The sequence below is a fragment of the Salmonella sp. SA15303 genome (assembly GCF_029962125.1).
In the GTDB taxonomy this organism is placed as follows: domain Bacteria; phylum Pseudomonadota; class Gammaproteobacteria; order Enterobacterales; family Enterobacteriaceae; genus Salmonella; species Salmonella enterica.
In genome coordinates, this window is sequence record NZ_CP123924.1 from 4302834 (window position 1) to 4328360 (window position 25527).

Sequence of the window (25527 nt, forward strand, 5' to 3'; positions counted from 1 at the left end):
CTCGCGAAAGAGTGAATTTCAGATTTACGCCCGATCGACCGTAAAAGCAATCACGTCCGCCAGGCTTTCTGCTCCCAGCGCCAGCATCACCAGACGATCAACACCCAGCGCCACGCCGGAACAATCCGGTAGACCGGCGGCCAGAGCATCCAGCAGATTTTGGTCAATCGGCTGCTGCGGCAGACCGCGAGCGGCGCGCTTACGATTGTCCTGTTCAAAGCGCTGTTGTTGCTCACGTGCGTCCGTCAGTTCGTGGAAACCATTCGCCAGCTCAATACCTTTGTAGTACACCTCAAAGCGCTCGGCGACGCGATGATCCTCGGTACTGATTTGTGCCAGCGATGCCTGACTTGCCGGAAAGTGATAAATAAAGGTCGGCTTTTCTTTACCTATATGCGGCTCAACCCCCATCGTGAACAGCAGTTGCAGCAACGTATCACGGTCTTCTTCCGTATCGGCGATATTGCTTAAATCAAGCTTTGCCGCCGCCTCACGCAGTTGCGTTTTATCTGCTGATAACGGGTCAATCTCCAGATGGCGCTGAAACGCCTGTTGATAGGAGAGACTTTCCGCAGGTTGACAATCCAGCACTTGCTGAAGCAAATCATCCACTTCATTCATCAGGCGGTACATATCGTAATGCGGGCGATACCACTCCAGCATGGTGAATTCCGGATTATGATGTCGTCCCATCTCTTCATTACGGAAACTGCGGCATAGCTGGAAAACCGGACCGCACCCTGCCGCCAGCAGGCGTTTCATATGGTATTCCGGACTGGTCATTAAATAGAGGTTGATCCCCTGGGAATGGCCAGGTCCGACGAAACGCGTTTCGAACGGGAACAGATGAATGTCTGTGACCGTCGCCTGACTCATGCAGGGCGTCTCAACCTCAAGCACTCCACGATCGGCAAAGAAACGACGGATTTCCGCCATAATCGCCGCACGTTTTAATAAATTGGGGATGGACGCGCTCGGCTGCCAGGTTGCCGTTTCGCTCATGATTCTTTCTCCAGTTTAAGACAAGGTCACGAAGTCTACTCGCAACGCGCGGGCGAAACAAATTTTGCGCAGGCGTATCGGGCGCCTTCTGGAGGGTAAAAAAAGTGATTTCAGATGGTTTAGTAATTAAATTAATCAAAATCAATGATAATTCATCCCTCTGATACGCTAAAAAAATCGAACACGTCAAATTTCCCTCACATCCCTGAGACTATACTGTTGTACCCATAAAGGAGCAGTGGAAACGCATTCATACTTCGCAGAACCCAGAGGCTTTATCTGGCTGCGCGAGGGTGAAATTACAATAATCTGGAGGAATGTCGTGCAAACCTTTCAAGCCGATCTTGCCATTATAGGCGCCGGTGGCGCGGGATTACGTGCTGCAATTGCTGCCGCACAGGCGAATCCCAATGCTAAAATCGCACTGATCTCAAAAGTGTACCCGATGCGCAGCCACACCGTCGCTGCCGAAGGGGGTTCAGCCGCTGTCGCCCAGGATCATGACAGCTTTGACTACCATTTTCACGATACGGTAGCAGGCGGAGACTGGCTGTGTGAGCAGGATGTCGTGGATTACTTTGTCCACCATTGTCCCACTGAGATGACGCAGCTGGAGCAATGGGGCTGCCCGTGGAGCCGCCGTCCGGACGGTAGCGTTAACGTGCGTCGCTTCGGTGGTATGAAAATCGAGCGTACCTGGTTCGCCGCGGATAAAACCGGCTTCCATATGCTGCATACTCTGTTCCAGACTTCCCTGCAGTTCCCGCAAATCCAGCGCTTTGACGAACATTTTGTGCTGGATATTCTGGTTGATGACAACCATGCGCGCGGCCTGGTGGCAATGAACATGATGGAAGGCACGCTGGTGCAAATCCGCGCCAACGCCGTGGTAATGGCGACAGGCGGCGCAGGCCGCGTATACCGCTATAACACCAACGGCGGCATCGTCACCGGCGACGGGATGGGCATGGCGCTGAGCCACGGCGTTCCGCTGCGTGATATGGAATTCGTTCAGTATCACCCGACCGGCCTGCCAGGTTCCGGTATCCTGATGACTGAAGGTTGCCGCGGCGAAGGCGGTATTCTGGTCAATAAAAATGGCTACCGTTACCTGCAAGACTACGGCATGGGCCCCGAAACGCCGCTGGGCGAGCCGAAAAACAAATATATGGAACTGGGGCCGCGCGACAAAGTATCCCAGGCTTTCTGGCACGAATGGCGTAAAGGCAACACCATCTCCACGCCGCGCGGCGATGTGGTTCACCTCGACCTGCGTCATCTCGGCGAGAAGAAACTGCATGAACGTCTGCCGTTCATTTGCGAACTGGCGAAAGCCTATGTCGGCGTCGATCCGGTTAAAGAACCGATTCCAGTACGTCCGACCGCGCACTACACCATGGGCGGCATTGAAACCGACCAGAACTGTGAAAGCCGTGTCAAAGGGCTGTTTGCCGTTGGCGAATGCTCCTCTGTTGGCCTGCATGGCGCGAACCGCCTCGGTTCCAACTCGCTGGCGGAACTGGTGGTGTTTGGTCGTCTGGCTGGCGAACAAGCAATGGAACGCGCTGCTACGGCAGGCGCCGCAAATAGCGCCGCGCTCGACGCCCAGGTTGCCGATATTGAACAACGTCTGAAAAATCTGGTGAACCAGGAAGGCAACGAAAACTGGTCGAAGATCCGCGATGAGATGGGTCTGTCTATGGAAGAAGGTTGCGGTATTTACCGTACCCCGGAACTGATGCAGAAAACCGTTGATAAACTGGCCGAGCTTCAGGAACGTTTCAAACGCGTACGTATCTCCGATACCTCCAGCGTGTTCAACACTGACCTGCTGTATACCATCGAACTGGGTCATGGTCTGAACGTGGCGGAATGTATGGCGCACTCTGCGCTGGCGCGTAAAGAGTCCCGCGGCGCGCATCAGCGTCTGGATGAAGGCTGTACCGAGCGCGACGATGTGAACTTCCTCAAGCACACCCTCGCCTTCCGCGATGCTGATGGCACGACCCGTCTGGAATACAGCGACGTGAAAATCACCACCCTGCCGCCAGCCAAACGTGTTTACGGCGGTGAAGCGGAAGCAGCCGATAAGAAGGAGAAGGCGAATGGCTGAGATGAAAAACCTGAAAGTTGAGGTGGTGCGCTATAACCCGGAAACCGATACCGCGCCGCACAGTGCTTTCTATGAAGTTCCTTATGATGAAACAACATCGCTACTGGACGCGTTGGGCTACATCAAAGATAACCTGTCGCCAGACCTGAGCTACCGCTGGTCCTGCCGTATGGCGATCTGCGGCTCCTGCGGCATGATGGTCAACAACGTCCCTAAACTGGCGTGTAAAACCTTCCTGCGCGATTACACCAACGGTATGAAGGTGGAAGCGCTGGCGAACTTCCCGATTGAACGCGATCTGGTTGTCGATATGACGCACTTTATCGAAAGCCTGGAAGCGATCAAACCGTACATTATTGGCAACTCTCGCACGCCAGATCAGGGGCCGAATGTCCAGACCCCGGCGCAAATGGCGAAGTATCACCAGTTCTCCGGTTGCATCAACTGTGGTCTGTGCTACGCCGCGTGCCCGCAGTTCGGTCTGAATCCTGAATTTATCGGACCGGCTGCGATTACGCTGGCGCATCGCTATAACGAAGATAGCCGCGATCACGGTAAGAAGGAGCGTATGGCGCAGTTGAACAGTCCGAACGGCGTATGGACCTGTACTTTCGTGGGCTACTGCTCCGAAGTCTGTCCAAAACATGTCGATCCGGCTGCGGCCATTCAGCAGGGTAAAGTGGAAAGCTCGAAAGACTTTCTTATCGCCACCCTGAAACCACGCTAAGGAGTGCAACATGACGACTAAACGCAAACCCTATGTGCGGCCGATGACGTCCACCTGGTGGAAAAAACTGCCGTTTTATCGCTTTTATATGCTGCGCGAAGGCACAGCGGTGCCGGCAGTCTGGTTCAGTATTGAACTGATTTTCGGTCTGTTTGCGCTCAAACACGGCGCGGAATCCTGGATGGGATTCGTCGGCTTTTTACAAAACCCGGTGGTGGTGATCTTAAACCTGATCACCCTGGCGGCCGCGCTGCTGCACACCAAAACCTGGTTTGAACTGGCGCCGAAGGCGGCTAATATCATTGTAAAAGACGAAAAAATGGGGCCAGAGCCAATCATCAAAGGGCTTTGGGTGGTCACTGCGGTAGTCACCGTAGTCATTCTGTATGTTGCCCTGTTCTGGTAAGGAGTCCCGGATGATTAATCCAAACCCAAAACGTTCTGATGAACCCGTATTCTGGGGACTGTTTGGCGCAGGCGGTATGTGGGGCGCGATCATCGCGCCGGTGATCGTGCTACTGGTTGGCATCATGCTGCCGCTGGGGCTATTTCCGGGCGATGCCCTGAGTTTTGAGCGCGTACTGACGTTCGCCCAAAGCTTCATTGGTCGCGTTTTTCTGTTCCTGATGATCGTGCTGCCGCTATGGTGTGGCCTACACCGTATGCACCACGCGATGCATGACCTGAAAATCCACGTGCCCGCGGGCAAATGGGTCTTCTACGGTCTGGCGGCAATCCTGACCGTTGTGACGGCGATTGGCGTTATCACTCTCTAAGTTGCCACGACGCCCTCTTATCTACCCGATAAGAGGGCATTTTTTCTTTTCCTGCCTCTCATTTTCCCGCCAGGTTCTACACTTAGAAAAAACACTGGAAGGAAAAACGCTATGCGCTTGCTGCCCGTCGTTGCTGCGGTTACTGCGGCATTTTTGGTTGTCGCCTGTAGTTCGCCTACCCCGCCTAAAGGCGTTACCGTGGTAAATAACTTTGATGCCAAACGTTACCTCGGCACCTGGTATGAGATCGCACGCCTCGATCATCGATTTGAACGTGGACTGGAACAAGTCACGGCCACCTATAGTCTGCGTGACGATGGCGGGATTAATGTCATCAATAAAGGCTATAACCCGGATCGGGAAATGTGGCAAAAAACAGAAGGCAAAGCGTATTTTACCGGTAGTCCAAACCGCGCCGCGCTCAAGGTCTCTTTTTTCGGCCCGTTCTACGGCGGCTATAACGTGATTGCGCTTGACCGGGAATACCGTCATGCGCTGGTGTGCGGCCCGGATCGCGACTATCTGTGGATACTCTCTCGCACGCCAACGCTTTCTGAGGAAATAAAACAGCAAATGCTGGCCGTCGCGACCCGGGAGGGGTTTGACGTCAATAAATTAATTTGGGTAAAACAATCAGGTTCGTAGCAATATCAGCGACGAATTAATGCGCACTGAGTTTTAGCCCAATGATACCCGCGACGATCAAGCCAAGACTGAGCAAACGCGCCGGTGAGGCAGACTCGCCCAGCAGAAGGATACCAGTGATTGCCGCCCCAACGGCGCCGATGCCGGTCCAGATGGCGTACGCCGTTCCAACGGGCAGCGTTTTCATTGCCCAGGAAAGTAACGCCATACTGATAACCATGGCCGTAATGGTGATGATACTGGGGGTCAGACGAGAAAAACCGTGGGTATACTTCAGGCCGACAGCCCATACTACTTCAAGTAAACCAGCGATTAATAGAATGATCCAGGACATAGCAGGCTCCAGATAATTAATGGGGCCGTCCCCGGTGAGAATAGCGTTTACAGGTCGTCCTGTAACGTATACGGATGAAAAGCCATTCTTGCCTGAGAGAAAATGAATTTCAACCTTTTTATTTTTTTCCGTCTAAAGGCGGGAATTGGCCCTTTTAAGCCGCGTAGTTTTCGCATTTAGCGTCCACAGGAGTTCTCTATGATGGAACGCCTTCTGGGAAAGAAAGTGCTTTATCTACTTCCGGGTGCAAAAAACTATGTTGAAAATTTTAGTGATAGACCGATGCCACTTTACCCGTACGGGCATGGAGGCCTGGCTTAATCACACTGATGTGCTCAGTTCTTCACTGCTGGTATCCGGGATGAATAACCTTATACTGGCGAAAGAACATATTCTGCAATGGAAGCCCCATCTGGTTATCGCTGATTTATATGGTTTTCTCAACGATGCCTTACCCGAACAGCCTATCAATGCATTTTTTGCCGCCTGCAGGATGACGCCGTTGGTATTATTACAGTCAGGGAATATGCCGTACAGACCGCAATATGCCAGTCATGCGGTGTTATCTAAACACACGCCTTTACATGAGCTTGCACAACGAATTAAAGGAGCGCTATATACTCATCCACTGCAGGAAGCGCCGGAAAGCGCCACGCCATTGCTCTCTCCGCAGGAGGAAAAAGTGCTCGCGATGTGGACGGAAGGCACCAGCAATAAAGAGATTGCGTATGCGCTTGGCATTCACGGGAAAACGGTTTACACCTATAAGCGTAATATCCGTATGAAACTTCATATGGATAATCGGTATTCTCCCTTTCTTATGCTTCCGGAGAAAATCGATTAACGGTACGACGCCATGCCGTACCGTTGATGATTACTGCTGAGCTCTGGTTGCAGCGCCAGAGATCGCACTACCACCGTCCGAGATGTCCTCGCCCACGCCGCGCGTGGTATTACAAGCAGTTAATACAGTGGAAAGTACCAAAACAGAAAAGATCGCTGCAATTGTCTTTTTAACCATAATGTCTTCCTTTTCTAGCCAATGTTGTTTGTGTATAGCAACTTAATAATAGACAACATCCCAGAAAATGACGGGCGATCGACTAATTTTAGGAAGACGAGAAGCGATTAGCTGGCTGCGCGGGAGATGGCGTGGCCAAGATGCTGAATATCTTCGCCGAAGCCGCGGGCGGTATTACATGCCGTTAATAATGTGCTGGTAAGAAGAACCAGCGCGACAAGGCTGATAAAGCGTTTCATCATTGAGGTGCGAAAAATAGGATGGCGCAGCATACGCTGCACCATTTTTCCCGATAACGTAAATTATTTTACGCGGGATACGTATTCGCCGGAACGGGTATCGACTTTGATCACTTCGCCAATCTGCACGAACAGCGGAACTTTAACCACTGCGCCAGTAGACAGCGTGGCTGGTTTGCCGCCAGTACCTGCGGTATCGCCCTTCAGACCTGGGTCGGTATCAACAATTTCCAGTTCAACAAAGTTCGGCGGAGTGACAGAGATAGGCTGACCGTTCCACAGGGTCACGATGCATTCCGCCTGATCCAACAGCCATTTTGCGTTGTCGCCGATAGCCTTGGCATCTGCAGACAGCTGCTCGAAGGTTTCGTTGTTCATGAAATGCCAGAACTCACCGTCGTTGTACAGGTAAGTCAGGTTCATATCGACTACATCCGCGCCTTCAGCGGAATCGGTCGATTTGAAGGTTTTCTCAACGCGCGTGCCGGTCAGCAGACGGCGCAGCTTAACGCGGGCAAACGCCTGGCCTTTACCCGGTTTCACGAATTCACTGGATTCAACCGCATAAGGTTCGCCATCCAACATGATTTTAAGACCGGAACGAAAATCGTTGCTATAGTAAGTCGCCATAAGGCCCTCTGAAATTGTTAACTGGTAGCTAAGCCACAAAATGGCGCATATTGTAACCCTAAATACCCCATTGCGAGAAGATTGGTTAGCGCAACTTGCCGATGTTGTGACCAATCCCGACGAACTGCTGCATCTTTTACAGATTGAAGCTGATGAAAACCTCCGGGCAGGACAGGACGCCAGGCGCTTGTTTGCCCTCCGCGTGCCGCGCGCTTTTATTGCGCGCATGGAGAAGGGCAACCCTGACGATCCTCTTTTACGTCAAGTGCTGACGTCCCGGGATGAATTTATTGTCGCCCCCGGTTTCTCCACGGACCCGCTGGAAGAGCAACACAGCGTGGTGCCAGGATTATTGCATAAATACCAAAACCGGGCGCTATTGCTGGTAAAAGGCGGATGTGCGGTAAATTGCCGCTACTGTTTCCGTCGTCACTTCCCGTATGCGGAGAATCAAGGCAATAAGCGCAACTGGACAGTCGCGCTGGAGTATATCGCCGCACACCCGGAACTGGATGAGATCATCTTTTCCGGCGGCGATCCGCTGATGGCGAAAGATCATGAGCTGGACTGGCTGCTCACGCAACTGGAAGCCATTAAGCACGTCAAGCGGCTACGCATCCACAGTCGGTTGCCTATCGTCATCCCGGCACGCATTACTGACGAACTGGTCGCCCGCTTTGACCAGTCACGTCTGCAAATTTTGTTGGTGAACCATATCAACCACGCTAATGAAGTGGACGAGGCATTCTGCCTGGCGATGAAGAAACTGCGCCACGTGGGCGTCACGCTTCTCAACCAGAGCGTCCTGCTGCGTGGCGTGAATGATAACGCGCGAACGCTGGCGAATCTGAGCAACGCGCTATTTGACGCCGGCGTGATGCCCTATTACCTGCATGTGCTGGATAAAGTGCAGGGCGCCGCGCATTTTATGGTCACCGATGACGAAGCCCGGCAAATCATGCGCGAACTGCTCACGCTGGTATCCGGCTATATGGTGCCAAGACTGGCGCGTGAAATCGGCGGCGAACCGAGCAAAACACCGCTGGATTTACAGCTTCGGCAGTGCTAATCCTCGCGGGCGCGTCAGGGACGACGAAAAATATTACCGCGCAATATTACGAGGAGACTCCCCCGCGATTCTCCTCACCCTTTGGCGAGGATAAACTAACCTTCGTTAAATACACCTTTCCGGTCCTCTCTTTTCAATAAAGTCCGTTTTAGGACTCGCTTAGCGTGTACTGCATTTTCGAATTATACTGGTTCTCCTTTTTATAGGACGGCATAAACAATTTATATATCAAATACATTGCAGTAAAACATTTAATTATTTTATATTTGTGGAGAATTGACATGGCCTTAACGATTAAGGGACTAAATACCGGCGTTATTCGTCACAATGATAAGTTTATCGCGCTGGCGCTTAAGGTGAAGTCACTGAGAAATAAAGAAACACTGCTTTTCTTTCCTGTGCTCGCGCTGCGAGACTTGTTGATCGGCCTTGAACACCGGCTTTATTTACAACACTCGCTGCCGGAACAAGAGCAGGAAAAACGCCAGAAAGCCAAAAGCAGTCATGTGCTTAAAATGCATGAGAATATTCCGGCAATACTCCGTGAAGAGCTGGAAAACGCCGATGTTAATCAGCGTGTTGAATCTTTAGCGTTGAGCGATAATACAGAAAAAGTATTAACCTTTACGTTAAAGCTGCACAATGGTAGCCATCTTGATTTACAGGTCGGTGAGTGGCAGGTTGAAGTTCTGGTGATGGCTATTATTCACGCCATTAATAATGCCGAAATGCGTGAGCTCGCATTGCGTATTTCTTCAATGCTGGACTTTTTACCATTATACGATGCTGACTGCCTGGAAAACGGTAATATCGAATTCGATACCTATAACCAGCCTGACTGGAAACATAATCTGTATAACCATTATTTAGCGCTCGTTTATCGTTATACGGATGAGGCAGGACAATCGCATGATTGCGGCACCATCATTAAGACCCGTAGTCAGTCAGGCTCTAAAGAAGCTGAAGCGATATCACGCCGCTTGCTGAATTTCAGCCCGCGTCTTAAAAAGCTGGAAGGAAAACCGTGTAAGGTTTTTGTCAGAACGCTTGGAACCGGTAAAGCAGCGCGTCTGACGCAAGATCAATGCATGCGCGCGTTGCATAATCTACGCATGGCATCATCGCAGGAAAAACGCTAACCATATCGCCCTCTGAATCTTTCAGAGGGCGTTACGATTCAGACATATCAATTCGGACATTTATAAACCTGGCCGTTCATCTCGCTGGCCGTCGGGACAAAACTGGACAACATGCCCTGCGACGGACTACTTACGCCATACAGCACGTTTCCACCCATCGCGGCTGCCTGATTACGCAGATCGTTCGCTGCGCCACGCATTGAGCCACCCTCTTCGCCGTGCTGGCCTGAAAACCAGTTACTCTGTTTACCGGTTGCCGTACCAATTAGCTGGCATTCCGCGCCTGGCTTATCTTCGACAAAGCGTACATTTTGGCCGGCAGCGGTGAGTTCGTTGCTGGAGCTACAACCCGCCATCAGCAGCGCGACGCCAACGATCCCTGCTAAATATTTCACGTGCATGTTATTCCCCATAATCAATGAGCTGGACGTTTTGTCCGTATCTGAATCTTATACTAAAAAGATGACTAAAAGAAAAACCCCCGGTCATTTCTGCCCGGGGGTTTCTCAATTCTGGGAGATAAGCACCCAAATCATTCTGGTTGCAGGAAGGCGGTAATCCCCAGTCACTTACTCAAGGAAGTGACTGGGGTTAGCCAACGCATCTGCAGCCTGAAGGATGCAGGGTATGGGCAATTACATCATGCCGCCCATACCACCCATACCACCCATGCCGCCAGCAGCGCCTAAATCAGGAGCATCGCTTTTCGGCAGGTCGGTCACCATGCACTCGGTAGTGATCATCAGACCAGCCACAGAAGCTGCGTACTGCAGCGCAGAACGGGTAACTTTGGTTGGATCCAGGATACCCATGTCGATCATGTTGCCGTATTCTTCGGTTGCTGCGTTGTAACCGTAGTTGCCGTCGCCGCCCTTAACGGTGTTAGCGACAACAGACGGTTCTTCGCCGCAGTTCAGTACGATCTGACGCAGCGGAGCTTCCATTGCGCGCAGCGCAACTTTGATACCCACGTTCTGGTCTTCGTTCTGGCCTTTCAGGTCAGCAATTTTAGAAGCAACGCGGATCAGCGCAACGCCACCACCAGCAACCACGCCTTCTTCTACCGCAGCACGGGTCGCGTGCAGGGCATCTTCAACGCGGGCTTTCTTCTCTTTCATTTCAACTTCGGTCGCAGCACCAACTTTGATAACCGCAACGCCGCCTGCCAGTTTCGCTACGCGCTCCTGCAGTTTTTCACGATCGTAGTCGGAGGTCGCTTCTTCAATCTGCTGACGAATCTGAGCAACACGGCCCTGGATGGCAGCTTCTTCACCCACGCCATCGATGATGGTGGTGGTGTCTTTGTTGATCACAACACGTTTCGCCTGACCCAGGTCTTCCAGGGTTGCTTTTTCCAGCTCCATACCGATCTCTTCAGAGATTACGGTACCGCCGGTCAGGGTAGCGATATCCTGCAGCATCGCCTTACGACGATCGCCGAAGCCCGGTGCCTTAACAGCAGCCACTTTCACGATGCCACGCATGGTGTTCACTACCAGGGTAGCCAGCGCTTCGCCTTCAACATCTTCAGCGATGATCAGCAGCGGTTTGCCTGCTTTTGCAACGGCTTCCAGAACCGGCAGCATTTCGCGGATGTTGGAGATTTTCTTATCAGCCAGCAGGATGAACGGGCTTTCCAGCTCTACTGCGCCAGTTTCCGGCTTGTTGATGAAGTAAGGAGACAGGTAGCCGCGGTCAAACTGCATACCTTCAACCACGTCCAGTTCGTCCTGCAGACCGGTACCGTCTTCAACGGTGATGACGCCTTCTTTACCGACTTTATCCATCGCTTCCGCGATCAGTTTACCTACGGTTTCGTCGGAGTTAGCGGAGATAGTACCTACCTGAGCAATCGCTTTAGAGTCGGAGCACGGTACGGACAGCGCCTTCAGCTCTTCAACCGCAGCAGCAACCGCTTTGTCGATACCACGTTTCAGGTCCATCGGGTTCATGCCCGCAGCAACGGCTTTCAGGCCTTCGGTAATGATGGACTGCGCCAGTACGGTCGCGGTGGTGGTACCGTCGCCTGCAGCGTCGTTCGCTTTAGAGGCAACTTCTTTCACCATCTGCGCGCCCATGTTTTCAAACTTGTCTTCCAGTTCGATTTCACGCGCTACGGAAACACCATCTTTAGTGATAGTCGGCGCACCGAAAGATTTATCCAGAACCACGTTACGGCCTTTCGGACCGAGGGTTACTTTCACTGCATCTGCCAGTACGTTTACGCCGCGCAGCATTTTCACACGAGCGTCGTTACCGAATTTTACGTCTTTAGCTGCCATTTTCTCTTTCCCTTAAATTCGTATGTTCAGTGTCGTTCGCGGATTACGCTTCAACAATTGCCAGAATGTCGCTTTCAGACATGATCAACACTTCTTCATTGTCGATCTTTTCAGATTTCACACCGTAGCCATCGTTAAAAATAACGATGTCGCCAACTTTCACGTCCAGCGGCTGTACAGTACCGTTGTCCAGGATGCGACCCTTACCGACAGCGATGATTTCGCCACGAGTTGATTTACCCGCTGCGGAACCGGTCAGTACGATGCCGCCAGCAGATTTGGACTCAACTTCTTTACGTTTGACGATCACACGATCATGTAACGGACGAATACTCATTGATAGCTCTCCTTTGAGAAAGTCATTATCAGTTATGGGTGACGCCGGCCCGTAAACGGTTTCCCGGCTGGTGACCAGAGAGATGGGGATGGGGTTTTGCCCCTTCAAGGGGGGAGATGAAAAAAAATTCTTCTGAGCGAAAAAAGCGGTAAAAACGCTACTTATCTCACGTTTACCCAAGGTTTAGAACATCCTGCTATAAGAAAAGGCGTGTGTGATACGCTTAAAAATGTCTGTCGTCACCTGACGTTACAATGCCGCCGGATAATGAGCTGATGAATGAACTAAAAAAAGAGCTTGGGTTGGTTCAGGGCGTTATCTTGTTAACCACATCATTATTAGGGACTGGCGTTTTTGCGCTTCCGGAGCTGGCTGCGCTGGCGGCAGGCGACATCAGCCTTTGGGCATGGCCGCTGCTCATTATTTTGATTTTCCCTATTGCGATTGTCTTTGCTGTGCTGGGGCGTCACTTTCCACACGCTGGCGGCGTAGCGCATTTTGTCGGGATGGCATTTGGCCCGCGTCTGCAACGAGTGATCAGTTGGCTGTTTTTATCAGTCATTCCTGTTAGTTTTCCCGCAGCCTTGCATATTGCGGTGGGTTTCGGCCAGGCGCTGTTTGGCTGGCAAAGCGAACAGCTCTTATTTGGGGAGCTGGGTACTCTAGGTTTACTATGGTTTATGGGATCGCGCGGCGCCAGCTCCAGCGCCAACCTGCAAGCCATTATCGCTGGATTAATTATCGCGCTTATTGCCGCCATTCTGTGGAAAGGCGCGATTAAACCTGCAGATATCACCTTCCCAGCCGCAAACGAAATCACCTTTTCCCGGCTGTGTACCGCCCTGGCGATCATGTTCTGGGGATTTGTGGGAATTGAGGCTTTTACGCATTTGTCGTCTGAATTTAAAAATCCTGAACGTGATTTTCCGCGCGCATTGATCATTGGCCTGATGCTGGCCGGCTCCATTTATTGGACCTGTACCGCCGTGGTGCTGCATTTTGGCGTCTATAGCGACAAGATAGCGGCAACAGCATCGCTACCGCTTATTATTGTTCATCTCTTCGGTATCCAGGCGTTGTGGATAGCCTGCATTATTGGTTATCTCACCTGCTTTGCCAGCCTGAATGTGTATGCTCAGAGTTTTGCGCGTCTGATATGGACGCAAATGCAATATCAGCCCGATCACTATCTGGCTCAACTCTCTCCCGGGCGCCTTCCCTTGCACGCGTTAAACGTTATTCTGGCCTGTTGTTGCGTGAGTTCCCTGGTCGTCTACGCCCTGAAGATTAACCTCAATGCGCTGATCGTCTATGCTAACGGTATTTTTATTATGCTCTATCTGCTTTGTATGCTGGCGGGCTGTCGACTATTGAAAGGGCGCTGCTATGCACTGGCGGTGACGGGTTGTCTACTGTGCCTGTTATTGCTGGTAATGCTGGGGTGGAAAAGCTTATATGCCATTATCATGCTGGCAGCATTATGGCTGTTTTTACCGAAGCGAAAACGCATGGCGTAAGACGTATCTGTTGGCCGGATAACGCCTCACGCGACTTATCCGGCCAGCATCTCTACCTTTAATCCCGACGATCGTCTTTATGTTCAATACGATCGCGATCGTCATCTTTACGCTGATACTCGCCGTCAAATGTTTCGCCACCGCCAGTACCCGCGCTAAACCCGCCGCCCGGCATCCGGGAAAAACGTAAATGCGGCAGCAACTTCAGCGTCAAATGTTTTTGCACTGGCGGTAACAAAAGGAGAAGGCCGAGAAAATCGGTGAAAAATCCCGGCAACAGGAGCAGTAAGCCAGCGATGATCAGCGATACACTCTTAATCATTTCTGCCGCCGGGCTCTCACCGGCCGCCATTTTTTGTTGCATCAGCAAAAAGTTTTTAAAACCCTGGTTACGTACCAGCGACATACCGATAACAGACGTAAAAATCACCAGGATTAACGTCATCAGGACGCCAAGCACATGGGCGACCTGGATAAAGATAGAAATCTCAATGTAAACATAGAGAAAGACAGCTAAAAAGGGTATCCAGCGCAAAGGACTCTCCTGTAAGTCATGGCCGTCTGCGACGACCATTTGAATGGGGTTGCGATTCGCATCGATTCGATATGGTGGTGCGTAGCAAAATTTCAAGTGGTTTGTACACCTATTTTAGGTAGTAATACTAAAGCGGTGACCTATTTCACAAAATAATAAATAAGGGGTAAATTCCCACACTTTAAGTGATCCAGATTACGGTAGGAATTCTGAACCAGCATATGATCTCGTTTATCAGGCCGATGGAGGGGATAATCGTCGGTCAGAAAACATTCGAAATCACATATATCCTGTGTGTTTTAAAGTAAAAATCATTGGCAGCTTGAAAAAGAAGGTTCACATGTCAAACAACATTCGTATCGAAGAAGATCTGTTGGGTACCAGGGAAGTTCCAGCTGAAGCCTACTATGGTGTTCACACTCTGAGAGCGATTGAAAACTTCTACATTAGCAATAACAAAATCAGCGACATCCCTGAATTTGTGCGTGGCATGGTTATGGTAAAAAAAGCGGCGGCGCTGGCCAACAAAGAGCTGCAAACCATTCCTAAGAGTGTGGCGAATGCCATCATTGCCGCATGTGATGAAGTCCTTAACAACGGTAAGTGCATGGACCAGTTCCCGGTAGATGTCTATCAGGGCGGCGCGGGCACTTCCGTCAACATGAATACCAACGAAGTGCTGGCCAACATCGGGCTGGAACTGATGGGTCATCAGAAAGGTGAATATCAGTACCTGAACCCGAACGACCACGTGAATAAATGTCAATCCACTAACGACGCCTATCCGACAGGCTTCCGTGTAGCGGTTTACGCCTCTATCGTCAAACTGATCGATGCCATCAACCAGTTGCGTGAAGGTTTCGAACGTAAAGCGGTTGAATTCCAGGACATCCTGAAAATGGGTCGTACCCAGTTGCAGGACGCCGTACCAATGACGCTTGGTCAAGAATTCCGTGCGTTCAGCATCCTGCTGAAAGAAGAAGTGAAAAGCATCGAGCGTACTGCTGAGCTGCTGCTGGAAGTCAACCTTGGCGCAACGGCAATCGGTACTGGTCTGAACACGCCGAAAGAATACTCTCCGCTGGCGGTGAAAAAACTGGCTGAAGTCACTGGTTTCGCCTGTGTTCCGGCTGAAGATCTGATTGAGGCGACGTCTGACTGTGGCGCGTATGTTATGGTTCACAGCGCGCTGAAACGTCTGGCAGTGAAGATGTCCAAAATCTGTAACGACCTGCGCTTGCTCTCTTCTGGTCCTCGTGCCGGCCTGAACGAGATCAACCTGCCGGAACTGCAGGCGGGCTCTTCCATCATGCCAGCCAAAGTGAACCCGGTTGTACCGGAAGTCGTAAACCAGGTATGCTTTAAAGTCATCGGTAACGACACCACCGTTACGATGGCGGCGGAAGCCGGTCAGTTGCAGTTGAACGTTATGGAGCCGGTTATCGGTCAGGCGATGTTCGAATCCATCCACATTCTGAGCAACGCGTGCTACAACCTGCTGGAAAAATGCGTTAACGGCATTACCGCGAATAAAGAAGTGTGCGAAGGGTACGTTTATAACTCCATCGGTATCGTCACTTACCTCAACCCGTTCATCGGCCACCACAACGGCGACATCGTCGGTAAAATCTGTGCTGAAACCGGTAAGAGCGTACGTGAAGTTGTGCTGGAGCGCGGCCTGTTAACGGAAGCCGAGCTGGACGATATTTTCTCCGTACAGAACTTGATGCACCCGGCTTATAAAGCTAAACGTTATACTGATGAAAGCGAACAGTAATCGTACAGGGTAGTACCAAAGAGGCACGTCACGATGACGTGCCTTTTTTCTTACAAGAAGTTACCAAATAACAACAATTTAATATCAACTTGTTAAACAACAAGGAAGGCTAATATGATAGTTGTCGAACTTATCATTGTTTTGCTGGCAATCTTTTTGGGCGCCAGACTTGGGGGCATCGGTATTGGATTCGCAGGTGGGCTGGGTGTTCTGGTACTTGCCGCCATCGGCGTGAAGCCAGGGACAATTCCATTCGATGTCATTTCCATCATCATGGCGGTTATCGCCGCGATCTCTGCTATGCAGGTCGCGGGCGGTCTGGATTATTTGGTAAACCAGACGGAAAAACTGCTGCGTAAGAACCCGAAATACATCACTATCCTCGCACCGATTGTGACCTATTTCCTGACTATTTTTGCTGGTACCGGGAACATTTCCCTGGCAACGCTGCCGGTTATTGCTGAAGTCGCGAAGGAGCAGGGAATCAAACCTTGCCGTCCGCTCTCGACCGCCGTGGTATCCGCGCAGATTGCGATTACCGCCTCGCCGATTTCTGCGGCCGTGGTGTATATGTCTTCTGTTATGGAAGGTCATGGCATTAGCTACATTCACCTGCTGTCCGTGGTTATCCCCTCTACGCTGCTGGCGGTGCTGGTGATGTCCTTCCTGGTCACGATGCTGTTCAACTCCAAACTGTCGGACGACCCAATTTACCGCAAACGTCTGGAAGAAGGGCTGATTGAACTGCGTGGTGAAAAGCAGATTGAAATCAAACCGATGGCAAAAAATTCCGTCTGGCTGTTCCTGCTGGGCGTTATCTGCGTGGTTGTTTATGCGATTGTTAACAGTCCGAGCCTCGGCCTGGTTGAGAAACCGCTGATGAACACCACCAACGCTATTTTGATCATCATGTTGAGCGTCGCAACGCTGACCACCATCCTGTGTAAAGTGGAAACTGACGCCATCCTCAACTCCAGTACCTTTAAAGCAGGGATGAGCGCCTGTATCTGTATTCTGGGCGTGGCGTGGCTGGGCGATACTTTCGTATCCGCTAACATCGACTGGATCAAAGACACTGCGGGTAGCGTCATCCAGGGTCATCCGTGGCTGCTGGCCGTCATCTTCTTCTTTGCTTCCGCGCTGCTCTACTCTCAGGCGGCAACGGCGAAAGCGCTGATGCCGATGGCGCTGGCGCTGAACGTCTCTCCGCTGACGGCAGTCGCTTCCTTCGCCGCCGTTTCCGGCCTGTTCATTTTGCCGACCTACCCGACTCTGGTTGCGGCGGTACAGATGGATGACACCGGTACAACCCGTATCGGTAAATTCGTCTTTAACCACCCGTTCTTCATCCCAGGCACCCTGGGCGTCGTTCTGGCTGTCTGCTTCGGCTTCCTGCTGGGCAGCTTTATGCTGTAAGTGTTTCACCCGCGGGGCGTATCACGCCCCGCATTCTCCCGCCCTTTGACTAACATCCTGCCCTCGTCCGTTGTATAGTGACCGTTCACTTGCGGGTCTTTTTGTTCTTTCGAGGTGTTTATGCTTGATGTTAAGAGTCAGGATATTTCCATCCCCGAGGCCGTTGTGGTGCTTTGTACCGCCCCGGATGAAGCTACCGCCCAGGATCTGGCCGCCAAAGTGCTGGCGGAAAAACTGGCCGCCTGCGCCACCCTCCTCCCCGGCGCGACATCGCTGTACTACTGGGAAGGCAAACTGGAGCAGGAGTATGAAGTTCAAATGATCTTAAAAACCACCGTTTCACATCAGCAAGCGCTTATCGACTGCCTGAAGTCTCATCACCCGTATCAAACGCCTGAACTTCTGGTTTTACCTGTTACTCACGGAGATACTGATTACCTCTCATGGCTCAACGCATCTTTACGCTGATCCTGCTGCTGTGCAGCACATCCGCCTTCGCCGGATTATTCGACGCGCCGGGTCGCTCGCAGTTCGTCCCTGCCGACCGGGCGTTTGTTTTTGATTTTCAGCAAAATCAACACGATCTTACCCTCTCCTGGCAGGTAAAAGAGGGTTACTACCTTTACCGTAAACAAATCAGTATCACGCCGACGAAAGCGGATATCGCCGCAGTCCAACTCCCGACAGGCGTCTGGCATGAAGATGAGTTCTACGGAAAAAGCGAAATCTACCGTAAGCGGCTAAACGTTCCGGTAACGGTTAACCAGGCGGCGGCTGGCGCGACATTAACGATAACGTACCAGGGGTGCGCCGATGCGGGATTCTGTTATCCGCCGGAAACGAAAACGGTGCCGCTAAGTGAAGTCGCCGCGGCAATAGACGCCACGCCGACGCCTGCTGTCACCCAGACGAGTGAGACGTCAAAACCCGCCGCCCAGCTACCTTTTTCCGCGCTCTGGGCACTGCTGATCGGCATAGGCATCGCCTTTACGCCCTGCGTTTTACCCATGTATCCGCTGATTTCCGGTATTGTCCTGGGGGGAAGGCAACGTTTGTCGACGGGGCGCGCACTGCTGCTGGCCTTTATCTATGTACAAGGGATGGCGCTGACCTATACCGCACTGGGTCTGGTCGTCGCCGCAGCGGGATTACAGTTTCAGGCGGCGCTGCAGCACCCTTATGTGTTAATCGGCCTTGCCATCGTGTTCACCCTGCTTGCGTTGTCGATGTTTGGCCTGTTCACACTACAGCTCCCCTCCTCACTGCAAACCCGGCTGACATTAATGAGTAATCGTCAGCAAGGCGGCTCGCCCGGCGGTGTTTTTGTTATGGGGGCGATTGCCGGATTAATTTGCTCGCCCTGTACCACAGCGCCGTTAAGCGCGATTCTGCTTTATATCGCTCAGAGCGGCAACATGTGGCTGGGCGGCGGCACGCTGTATTTGTATGCATTAGGTATGGGTCTGCCGCTAATGCTGGTCACCGTGTTTGGCAACCGCCTGTTACCGAAAAGCGGCCCGTGGATGGCGCATGTTAAAACCGCTTTTGGTTTCGTGATCCTCGCGTTACCGGTCTTTTTACTGGAGCGGATTATTGGCGAGGCTTGGGGTTTACGTCTGTGGTCGCTGCTGGGCGTCGCTTTCTTTGGTTGGGCCTTTATCACCAGCCTTCAGGCCAGACGAGCGTGGATGCGTATCGTACAGATTATCCTGCTGGCGGCAGCGCTCATTAGCGTGCGGCCTCTACAGGATTGGGCGTTCGGATCTCCATCCGCGCAAGCTCCAGCGCACCTCAATTTCACGGCTATTTCTACCGTGGACGAACTCAATCAGGCGCTGGCGCAGGCCAAAGGCAAACCCGTTATGCTGGATTTCTACGCCGACTGGTGCGTGGCCTGTAAAGAGTTTGAAAAGTATACCTTCAGCGATCCGCGGGTCCAGCAGGCGCTCGGCGACACGGTGCTCTTACAGGCTAACGTCACCGCTAACAATGCGCAGGACGTCGCGCTGTTAAAGCATCTGCAAGTTCTCGGGCTGCCCACCATTCTGTTCTTTGATGCCCAAGGCCAGGAACAGCCGCAAGCGCGAGTCACCGGCTTTATGGACGCCGCCACCTTTAGCGCGCATTTGCACGATCGCCAACCGTGAGCGACACTTGCAAAAGCAAAGACGGAGGAGAATACCGTGCAACGTGAAGATATTCTGGGAGAAGCCCTGAAATTACTGGAGACGCAAGGGATAGCCGATACTACGCTGGAAATGGTGGCGGAGCGCGTAAATCGCCCACTCGACACATTACAGCGTTTCTGGCCAGATAAAGAAGCCATTTTATATGACGCGCTACGTTATCTGAGTCAGCAGGTAGATATCTGGCGACGCCAGCTTCTTCTTGATGAGACGCTTTCTGCTGAACAAAAGCTACTGGCACGCTACAGCGCGCTTTCGGAATGTGCCAGTAATAACCGTTATCCTGGTTGCTTGTTCATTGCCGCCTGTACGTTTTATCCCGACCCAACCCATCCTATTCACCAACTGGCTAATCAACAAAAACGCGCGGCACATGATTTTACCCATGAGCTACTGACCACGCTGGAAATTGACGATCCGGCGATGGTTGCAAGGCAGATGGAGCTGGTGCTGGAAGGTTGTCTCAGCCGAATGCTGGTCAACCGCAGTCAGGCTGATGTAGATACCGCTCAGCGGTTGGCGGAAGATATTCTGCGTTTTGCACAGTGCCGTCAGGGTGGCGCGCTCACCTGACGGGTACTGATTTTATGCATTTTGCCTGAAAAGCAGGCAGTCAGCGCGCTTTTATCACTTTTTTCGTGTAAAGCCGTTGACGACCGCGCCCCTTTACGGTTTAATGCGCCCCGTTGCCCGGATAGCTCAGTCGGTAGAGCAGGGGATTGAAAATCCCCGTGTCCTTGGTTCGATTCCGAGTCCGGGCACCACTTATTCAGAAAACCCAGCCTATGGCTGGGTTTTTGCTTTTCTGGGAATGGAAATCCGTAGCCCCCATCTCTGGCCTGACTAGCTATAACGAGAAGGCCAGATTTTCTCTGGCGCAACGCCCAGCGCTTCGTCGATCAGCCGCTCACCTTTGGGCCAGGGTCAAAAGCTTACTTAGCTACAGGGAGATTATTACCAGTAATAACGCCTATCACTTCATCTGACGGTTCGCTAACCCCGACAAGTGAGTCCAATATCTCCGCCATGAACTTTTTCATCACTGAAAACAATAATCCCTTCGCCAGTTTTGGCATTTTTTCTTTGTCGGCTTCTTTATTCTTAAATACTGTTTCCGACTCTTGTTCATAATCATAAATTAATACTCAGCACATCATGACTGATGGTAGTTACCGGGGTAACAGAGCACATAGTTTAAAATACTTATTCATAGTTTGTTATTACGGAAAGATTTTAACCTAATGCGTGTCAGTCAGGCACGCAGATAAAAAACAACCGGGGAGAAAATTTAAACAAAATGCTGTTAGCCGGAAGTACCGGTATTGTTCTGTTGTCCGCTGCAGTCAGTCCGGTATGGACAGACGATAATGCCAGTACAGCGTCCTGCTTTTTTACCTGTATGTTGAATAACCATTGCAATAAATCATTATAGGATTACATCTGTTTATTATTGCCTGATCCGGAGTGAGTCTTTATGAAAAGTCGTTATTTAGTATTTTTTCTACCACTGATCGTAGCTAAATATACATCAGCAGAAACAGTGCAACCCTTTCATTCTCCTGAAGAATCAGTGAACAGTCAGTTCTACTTACCACCACCGCCAGGTAATGATGATCCGGCTTTCCGCTATGATAAGGAGGCTTATTTCAAGGGCTATGCGATAAAGGGTTCCCCACGATGGAAACAAGCTGCTGAGGATGCAGATGTAAGCGTGGAAAATATAGCCAGAATATTCTCGCCAGTAGTGGGTGCTAAAATTAATCCCAAAGATACGCCTGAAACCTGGAATATGTTACAGAATCTTCTGAAAATGGGCGGCTACTACGCTACTGCTTCGGCAAAAAAATATTATATGCGTACCCGCCCCTTTGTCTTATTTAATCATTCCACCTGCCGTCCTGAAGATGAGAATACTTTGCGAAAAGATGGCTCTTACCCTTCCGGGCATACTGCTTATGGTACACTTCTGGCATTAGTATTATCCGAGGCCAGACCGGAACGCGCGCAGGAGCTCGCCAGACGAGGATGGGAGTTCGGGCAAAGCAGAGTGATATGCGGTGCTCACTGGCAAAGCGATGTTGATGCTGGTCGTTATGTGGGAGCAGTAGAGTTTGCAAGACTGCAAACAATCCCGGCATTTCAGAAGTCACTGGCAAAAGTCCGTGAGGAGCTGAACGACAAAAATAATTTATTGAGTAAAGAAGATCACCCCGAACTTAATTACTGAAGGTGAAAGTCTTCCCGCAAACTGACCACAGCAAATGAAAGGAAGTGCAACTGCGTAGGGGCGGCCGGGCGTGAGACTGTAATTAAAATTGTGTAAGTGACTGTTTTTGATATGTTCACTCCAGTAACAGAGACAGGCAATTATGGACGAAAAGAAACTTAAAGCCCTTGCGGCTGAAGTGGCTGAAGGCCTTAAAACCGAAGCCGATCTCCATGCTTTTTCCCGCATGTTGACGAAGCTTACCGTCGAAAAAGCGCTCAATGCGGAGCTGGCTGACCACCCCGGGTATGAGAAAAATGCGCCCAAAACAGGCTCAAACACCCGCAATGGCTACTCGTCAAAAACGGTGTTATGCAATAACAGCGAGATCGAACTGAACACGCCGCGTGACCGTGAAAATACCTTCGAACCACAGCTGATTAAGAAGCACCAGACGCGCATTACGCAGATGGACAGCCAGATTTTATCCCTCTGCGCCAAAGGCATGACTACCCGCGAAATCGTTGCCACATTCAAAGAAATGTACGACTCCGATGTGTCGCCAACGCTGATATCTAAAGTCACCGACGCCGTAAAAGAGCAGGTCACTGAGTGGCAAAACCGACAAATGGATACGCTGTATCCCTTTGTTTATATGGACTGTATGTTGTCAAAGTTCATCAGAATGGCAGTGTGATAAACAAAGCAGTTTTCCCTGCGCTGGGGATCAATACCGAAGGCCAGAAAGCGTTGCCGGCATGTGGCTGTCCGGAAATGAAGGCACAAAGTTCTGGCTAAGCGTGCTGGCGGAGCTGAAAAAGCGGGGCCTTCAGGACATCCTGATTGCCTGTGTGGACGGTCTGAAGGCCTTCCCGGATGCGATAAACAGCGTCTTCCCGAAATATCCGCAAATCAGCAAAAGCTGGCGTGCGCACTGGGAAAACCTCAATACGCTCTTCAGTTATCCGCCGGATATCCGCAAGACCATCTACCATCTACACTACAAACGCAGTCGAATCCCTGAACAGCGTGATCCGCGCCGCGATTAAGAAACGCAAAGTGTTCCCGACGGATGACTCGGTACGAAAAGTTATTTATCTGGCAATCAAGGATGCATCAAAAAAATGGAGTATGCCGATCCAGAACTGGCGACTGGCGATGAGTCGCTTTATTATCGAGTTCGGTGACCGCCTGAGCAATCACCTTTAATATATTAGCAGTTACATAGAATTACTGACAGGCTCAAAAAAAGAGACCAGATTTCAGTCTCTTTTTTATCACTCATAATAATAGTCAGTTATTTTCTTTTATTTAGCTCTTCCATAAAATTTACCCAATTTTTATATTGATAATCAAGATTGCGAATCTCGTCTGAGATGGTTGATTGCTGCTGTATGAGACCACGTTTCTTTGCTATCAACTCTTGTAAACTATCATCGAGCGCCTTCATTTTCGCTTTTATCTTCTCATTAATTTCATTATATTTTACGGAGTATTCTTCTTTATGTTTTTCTAATACAGCACGTTTCTCCGCCCTTATGTCATCAAAATCACTCAACCTGTAATTCTTTAATTTTTCCCGGCGAGCCTTCATTGCTGGGTCGAAAACTTCAGCATTGTACTTCTTCTCAAAATAATAAGGAGCATTTTCTTTATTAAAGAGTTCCAGCTCTTTATTCAAATCACGCTGAACAAAATAACGGCTTTGTGTTTTTCCATCTTCCCCTTTCCCCCAATACTCATCGATTTCTTTATTAATAACTAATATATTAGTTTTAACTTTTGCGATATCATTATTTAATTCGTTTAGTTTTGATTTCTTCCTGGCATATTCATCTTTAATTGCATTTATTTTATCATCAAAACCTGCTCCATCCATGATGATATATTTACCGTCAGTTTCAACATTAGGAATTGGATTGCCTTTTGGTGTTTCTGACATTTGTAATGAAGAAAATATTGTTTTCCATCCAGTATCTTTATTACCAAGACTGTTCAAAGTTGCTGAGAATTTAATATCTTTGCCTTTATCCCACGATTTTTGAACAACAATATAATCAGTTAACGAGGCAACTGGCGTATACAGATCGTAGCCAGTAGAAAGTAAGCCATCAGCAGCATATGTTCTCTTATTTCCATCAACCGATGTTTCCTTGATATCAATTGAATCAAGGATAAGACGCCCATGAAATTGATTACTAAATTGTTCTTTCAAGACTTTCTCTGTAGGGGTGTTATCGTCACCGCATCCGCTAATTAATAGCGAAACCAATAAACCACACAAAAATTTTCCTTTCATAACATTCATCCCAGAAATTAATAATATGCAATAAAATCATTTCAGCATCACACAACGAGTTAGCAAATTCAATATTTAATGATGTGTTATTTTCATTATAATACTGTGTCTTTATTTTTAAACCACCAGGACTCGCTATCTTAATGAAAGACAATACCTCTAATAAATCAGATAGTTGGAAAGTAATTTTTTAATGGGCTGGCTGAAGCCATTAAAATGATTTTTTCAATCATCCTTACTGTAGCCGGAGGTAAAGCTGTTACTTCAACTGACGATGAAGAACAACAGGCAGACTACAGAAATGGACTGATCCTACCCGCGTAATATGGACACAACCCTAAGCAAGGTTCTGGTTTTCAAATTGTTCCGGACTGAGACTGCCACAGGCACTGTGACGACGCCGTTGATTGTAATCACACTCGATATCATTAAACACTGCTGTCTGCATTATTTCCCGGCTGGCAAAGCCCTCTCCGTGGATACATTCCACCTTCAGCGTGTGAAAGAAGCTTTCTGCACAGGCATTGTCATAACAACAGCCTCTGGTGCTCATACTCCCCCGCAGATTATGTCGTTTCAGTAAGCTCTGCTAATCCGTTGAATAGTACTGACCACCTCTGTCTGTATGCACGCTGACTTTCCCAGTCGTTTACGCCGCCATTGCACCATCTGTAACGCATCGCAAGCTGGCCGCCACGGTTTTTATGTTATACATCCGTCAGGCGTGGCGCACCATAGCGCTGTTTGCGTCACTGAATGCCTCCCGGGCGACGTTATCACAGATAAGGCGGAACTGCTGACGCTGGTTTATCTGATGACGACGCTGATGCCAGACGTACCAGCCACTACGGGCAACCTGAAGTACACGGCACATGGCTTTGGTACTGAATTCAGCCTGATGTTTTTCGATGAAGACATACTTCATTTCAGGCGCCTCGCGAAGTATGCCGCGGCCTTCTGGAGAATGGCCAGTTCCTCATCCCCTTCTGCCAGCGGACGCTTCAGATGGGCGATCTCTGCGGGCATCGCCTGTTCGCGGTCAGAAGAAGAGAGCTGATTTTGCTGTTTGCTTCGCCAGTTGTAGAGCTGTGATTCATACAGGTTAAGCTCGCGGGCGGCAGCGGCCCCCAATGCGTTCAGCCAGTTTCAGGGCTTCCTGCGAAATTCAGGCGTGTGCTGCTTGCGTGGCTTTTTGGTGGTTGATGCTGGTTTTTTCATATGAGTCACCTCTTGCTTGAGAGTTTACTCACTTAGTCACGTGACCACTATTGCTGGGT

The 25527-nt window shown here is 50.3% G+C and carries 25 protein-coding genes, 1 tRNA gene and 3 pseudogenes; 17 read left to right on the top strand and 12 right to left on the bottom strand.

Annotated elements, in window-relative coordinates:
- Positions 1 to 24 precede the first annotated feature (24 nt).
- Complete coding sequence (gene epmA / locus QEN31_RS21115; RefSeq protein ID WP_000004794.1) at positions 25 to 1002, bottom strand: elongation factor P--(R)-beta-lysine ligase; 978 nt, start codon at positions 1000 to 1002, stop codon at positions 25 to 27.
- 322 nt (positions 1003 to 1324) lie between these two features.
- Here epmA and frdA point away from each other — a divergent pair, with 322 nt between their 5' ends.
- The 5 genes from frdA to QEN31_RS21140 all read left to right on the top strand — a co-directional run bounded on the left by frdA (position 1325) and on the right by QEN31_RS21140 (position 5263).
- Positions 1325 to 3115, top strand: a complete 1791-nt coding sequence (gene frdA / locus QEN31_RS21120; protein WP_001192954.1) for a fumarate reductase (quinol) flavoprotein subunit — start codon at positions 1325 to 1327, stop codon at positions 3113 to 3115.
- Entirely contained in the window at positions 3108 to 3842 is a 735-nt protein-coding gene (frdB, locus tag QEN31_RS21125) for a fumarate reductase iron-sulfur protein (protein WP_000829509.1), read from the top strand. Before frdA ends, frdB begins: the two co-directional genes overlap by 8 nt.
- 10 nt (positions 3843 to 3852) lie before the next feature.
- On the top strand, positions 3853 to 4248 hold the full coding sequence (gene frdC, locus QEN31_RS21130; protein ID WP_000208749.1) for a fumarate reductase subunit FrdC: 396 nt from the start codon (positions 3853 to 3855) through the stop codon (positions 4246 to 4248).
- Positions 4249 to 4258: 10 nt separating this feature from the next.
- The gene (gene frdD / locus QEN31_RS21135) at positions 4259 to 4618 is read left to right on the top strand and encodes a fumarate reductase subunit FrdD (RefSeq protein WP_000609650.1); all 360 of its coding nucleotides are present in this window, start codon (positions 4259 to 4261) and stop codon (positions 4616 to 4618) included.
- Positions 4619 to 4729: 111 nt separating this feature from the next.
- Positions 4730 to 5263, top strand: coding sequence for a lipocalin family protein (locus QEN31_RS21140; RefSeq protein WP_001238396.1), 534 nt, complete (start codon positions 4730 to 4732; stop codon positions 5261 to 5263).
- 16 nt (positions 5264 to 5279) lie between these two features.
- Here QEN31_RS21140 and sugE read toward each other — a convergent pair whose 3' ends face one another.
- Complete coding sequence (gene sugE, locus QEN31_RS21145) at positions 5280 to 5597, bottom strand: quaternary ammonium compound efflux SMR transporter SugE (RefSeq protein ID WP_000118469.1); 318 nt, start codon at positions 5595 to 5597, stop codon at positions 5280 to 5282.
- 256 nt (positions 5598 to 5853) lie between these two features.
- Here sugE and QEN31_RS21150 point away from each other — a divergent pair, with 256 nt between their 5' ends.
- A complete protein-coding gene (locus QEN31_RS21150; protein ID WP_000912959.1) occupies positions 5854 to 6441 on the top strand; it encodes a helix-turn-helix transcriptional regulator in 588 nt (195 codons plus the stop codon).
- A gap of 30 nt (positions 6442 to 6471) precedes the next feature.
- Here QEN31_RS21150 and ecnB read toward each other — a convergent pair whose 3' ends face one another.
- The 3 genes from ecnB to efp all read right to left on the bottom strand — a co-directional run bounded on the left by ecnB (position 6472) and on the right by efp (position 7487).
- A complete protein-coding gene (gene ecnB / locus QEN31_RS21155) occupies positions 6472 to 6618 on the bottom strand; it encodes a lipoprotein toxin entericidin B (RefSeq protein ID WP_000239598.1) in 147 nt (48 codons plus the stop codon).
- A 107-nt stretch (positions 6619 to 6725) separates the two neighbouring features.
- Positions 6726 to 6860, bottom strand: coding sequence for an entericidin A/B family lipoprotein (locus QEN31_RS21160; RefSeq protein WP_001595192.1), 135 nt, complete (start codon positions 6858 to 6860; stop codon positions 6726 to 6728).
- Positions 6861 to 6920: 60 nt separating this feature from the next.
- On the bottom strand, positions 6921 to 7487 hold the full coding sequence (gene efp / locus QEN31_RS21165; protein ID WP_000257282.1) for an elongation factor P: 567 nt from the start codon (positions 7485 to 7487) through the stop codon (positions 6921 to 6923).
- Positions 7488 to 7527: 40 nt separating this feature from the next.
- On the opposite strand from efp, the gene epmB reads away from it, so the two are divergent.
- Entirely contained in the window at positions 7528 to 8556 is a 1029-nt protein-coding gene (epmB, locus tag QEN31_RS21170) for an EF-P beta-lysylation protein EpmB (RefSeq protein WP_000940482.1), read from the top strand.
- A gap of 281 nt (positions 8557 to 8837) precedes the next feature.
- Positions 8838 to 9695: a YjeJ family protein gene (locus QEN31_RS21175; protein WP_001229227.1), complete on the top strand. Its 858-nt coding sequence runs from the start codon at positions 8838 to 8840 to the stop codon at positions 9693 to 9695.
- 47 nt (positions 9696 to 9742) lie between these two features.
- On the opposite strand, the gene QEN31_RS21180 is transcribed toward QEN31_RS21175, so the two are convergent.
- The 3 genes from QEN31_RS21180 to QEN31_RS21190 all read right to left on the bottom strand — a co-directional run bounded on the left by QEN31_RS21180 (position 9743) and on the right by QEN31_RS21190 (position 12314).
- Complete coding sequence (locus QEN31_RS21180; RefSeq protein WP_064239817.1) at positions 9743 to 10096, bottom strand: DUF4156 domain-containing protein; 354 nt, start codon at positions 10094 to 10096, stop codon at positions 9743 to 9745.
- Positions 10097 to 10330: 234 nt separating this feature from the next.
- On the bottom strand, positions 10331 to 11977 hold the full coding sequence (gene groL / locus QEN31_RS21185; RefSeq protein ID WP_000729126.1) for a chaperonin GroEL: 1647 nt from the start codon (positions 11975 to 11977) through the stop codon (positions 10331 to 10333).
- 43 nt (positions 11978 to 12020) lie between these two features.
- Entirely contained in the window at positions 12021 to 12314 is a 294-nt protein-coding gene (locus tag QEN31_RS21190) for a co-chaperone GroES (protein ID WP_000027827.1), read from the bottom strand.
- A 275-nt stretch (positions 12315 to 12589) separates the two neighbouring features.
- Between QEN31_RS21190 and yjeH the strand changes: the two genes are divergently transcribed.
- Complete coding sequence (gene yjeH, locus QEN31_RS21195) at positions 12590 to 13831, top strand: L-methionine/branched-chain amino acid transporter (protein ID WP_001670701.1); 1242 nt, start codon at positions 12590 to 12592, stop codon at positions 13829 to 13831.
- A 58-nt stretch (positions 13832 to 13889) separates the two neighbouring features.
- On the opposite strand, the gene QEN31_RS21200 is transcribed toward yjeH, so the two are convergent.
- Complete coding sequence (locus tag QEN31_RS21200) at positions 13890 to 14366, bottom strand: FxsA family protein (protein ID WP_001267291.1); 477 nt, start codon at positions 14364 to 14366, stop codon at positions 13890 to 13892.
- Between the two features lie 340 nt (positions 14367 to 14706).
- Here QEN31_RS21200 and aspA point away from each other — a divergent pair, with 340 nt between their 5' ends.
- The 6 genes from aspA (at position 14707) to QEN31_RS21230 (ending at position 20509) form a co-directional block, all read left to right on the top strand.
- A complete protein-coding gene (gene aspA, locus QEN31_RS21205) occupies positions 14707 to 16143 on the top strand; it encodes an aspartate ammonia-lyase (RefSeq protein ID WP_000069440.1) in 1437 nt (478 codons plus the stop codon).
- Positions 16144 to 16257: 114 nt separating this feature from the next.
- On the top strand, positions 16258 to 17559 hold the full coding sequence (gene dcuA / locus QEN31_RS21210) for an anaerobic C4-dicarboxylate transporter DcuA (RefSeq protein ID WP_000637595.1): 1302 nt from the start codon (positions 16258 to 16260) through the stop codon (positions 17557 to 17559).
- Positions 17560 to 17679: 120 nt separating this feature from the next.
- Complete coding sequence (gene cutA / locus QEN31_RS21215) at positions 17680 to 18027, top strand: divalent cation tolerance protein CutA (protein WP_000887832.1); 348 nt, start codon at positions 17680 to 17682, stop codon at positions 18025 to 18027.
- Complete coding sequence (locus QEN31_RS21220) at positions 18003 to 19706, top strand: protein-disulfide reductase DsbD (protein ID WP_064239816.1); 1704 nt, start codon at positions 18003 to 18005, stop codon at positions 19704 to 19706. The genes cutA and QEN31_RS21220 overlap by 25 nt, the downstream gene beginning before the upstream one ends.
- Positions 19707 to 19742: 36 nt before the next feature.
- The gene (locus tag QEN31_RS21225; RefSeq protein ID WP_064239815.1) at positions 19743 to 20318 is read left to right on the top strand and encodes a transcriptional regulator; all 576 of its coding nucleotides are present in this window, start codon (positions 19743 to 19745) and stop codon (positions 20316 to 20318) included.
- Between the two features lie 115 nt (positions 20319 to 20433).
- Positions 20434 to 20509: transfer RNA gene (locus QEN31_RS21230), tRNA-Phe, on the top strand.
- A 79-nt stretch (positions 20510 to 20588) separates the two neighbouring features.
- Here QEN31_RS21230 and QEN31_RS25490 read toward each other — a convergent pair.
- Positions 20589 to 20666, bottom strand: a pseudogene (locus tag QEN31_RS25490) (helix-turn-helix domain-containing protein); the annotation flags it as partial.
- 553 nt (positions 20667 to 21219) lie between these two features.
- Between QEN31_RS25490 and QEN31_RS21240 the strand changes: the two are divergent.
- Positions 21220 to 21972, top strand: coding sequence for a non-specific acid phosphatase (locus tag QEN31_RS21240; RefSeq protein ID WP_000842430.1), 753 nt, complete (start codon positions 21220 to 21222; stop codon positions 21970 to 21972).
- A 142-nt stretch (positions 21973 to 22114) separates the two neighbouring features.
- Positions 22115 to 23160 (top strand): annotated as a pseudogene (locus QEN31_RS21245) (IS256 family transposase).
- Between the two features lie 88 nt (positions 23161 to 23248).
- Here the strand turns inward: QEN31_RS21245 and QEN31_RS21250 are convergent.
- On the bottom strand, positions 23249 to 24250 hold the full coding sequence (locus QEN31_RS21250) for a DUF1202 family protein (RefSeq protein WP_080111597.1): 1002 nt from the start codon (positions 24248 to 24250) through the stop codon (positions 23249 to 23251).
- Positions 24251 to 24587: 337 nt separating this feature from the next.
- Positions 24588 to 25468: pseudogene (locus QEN31_RS21255) on the bottom strand (IS3 family transposase).
- Between the last annotated feature and the right edge of the window lie 59 nt (positions 25469 to 25527).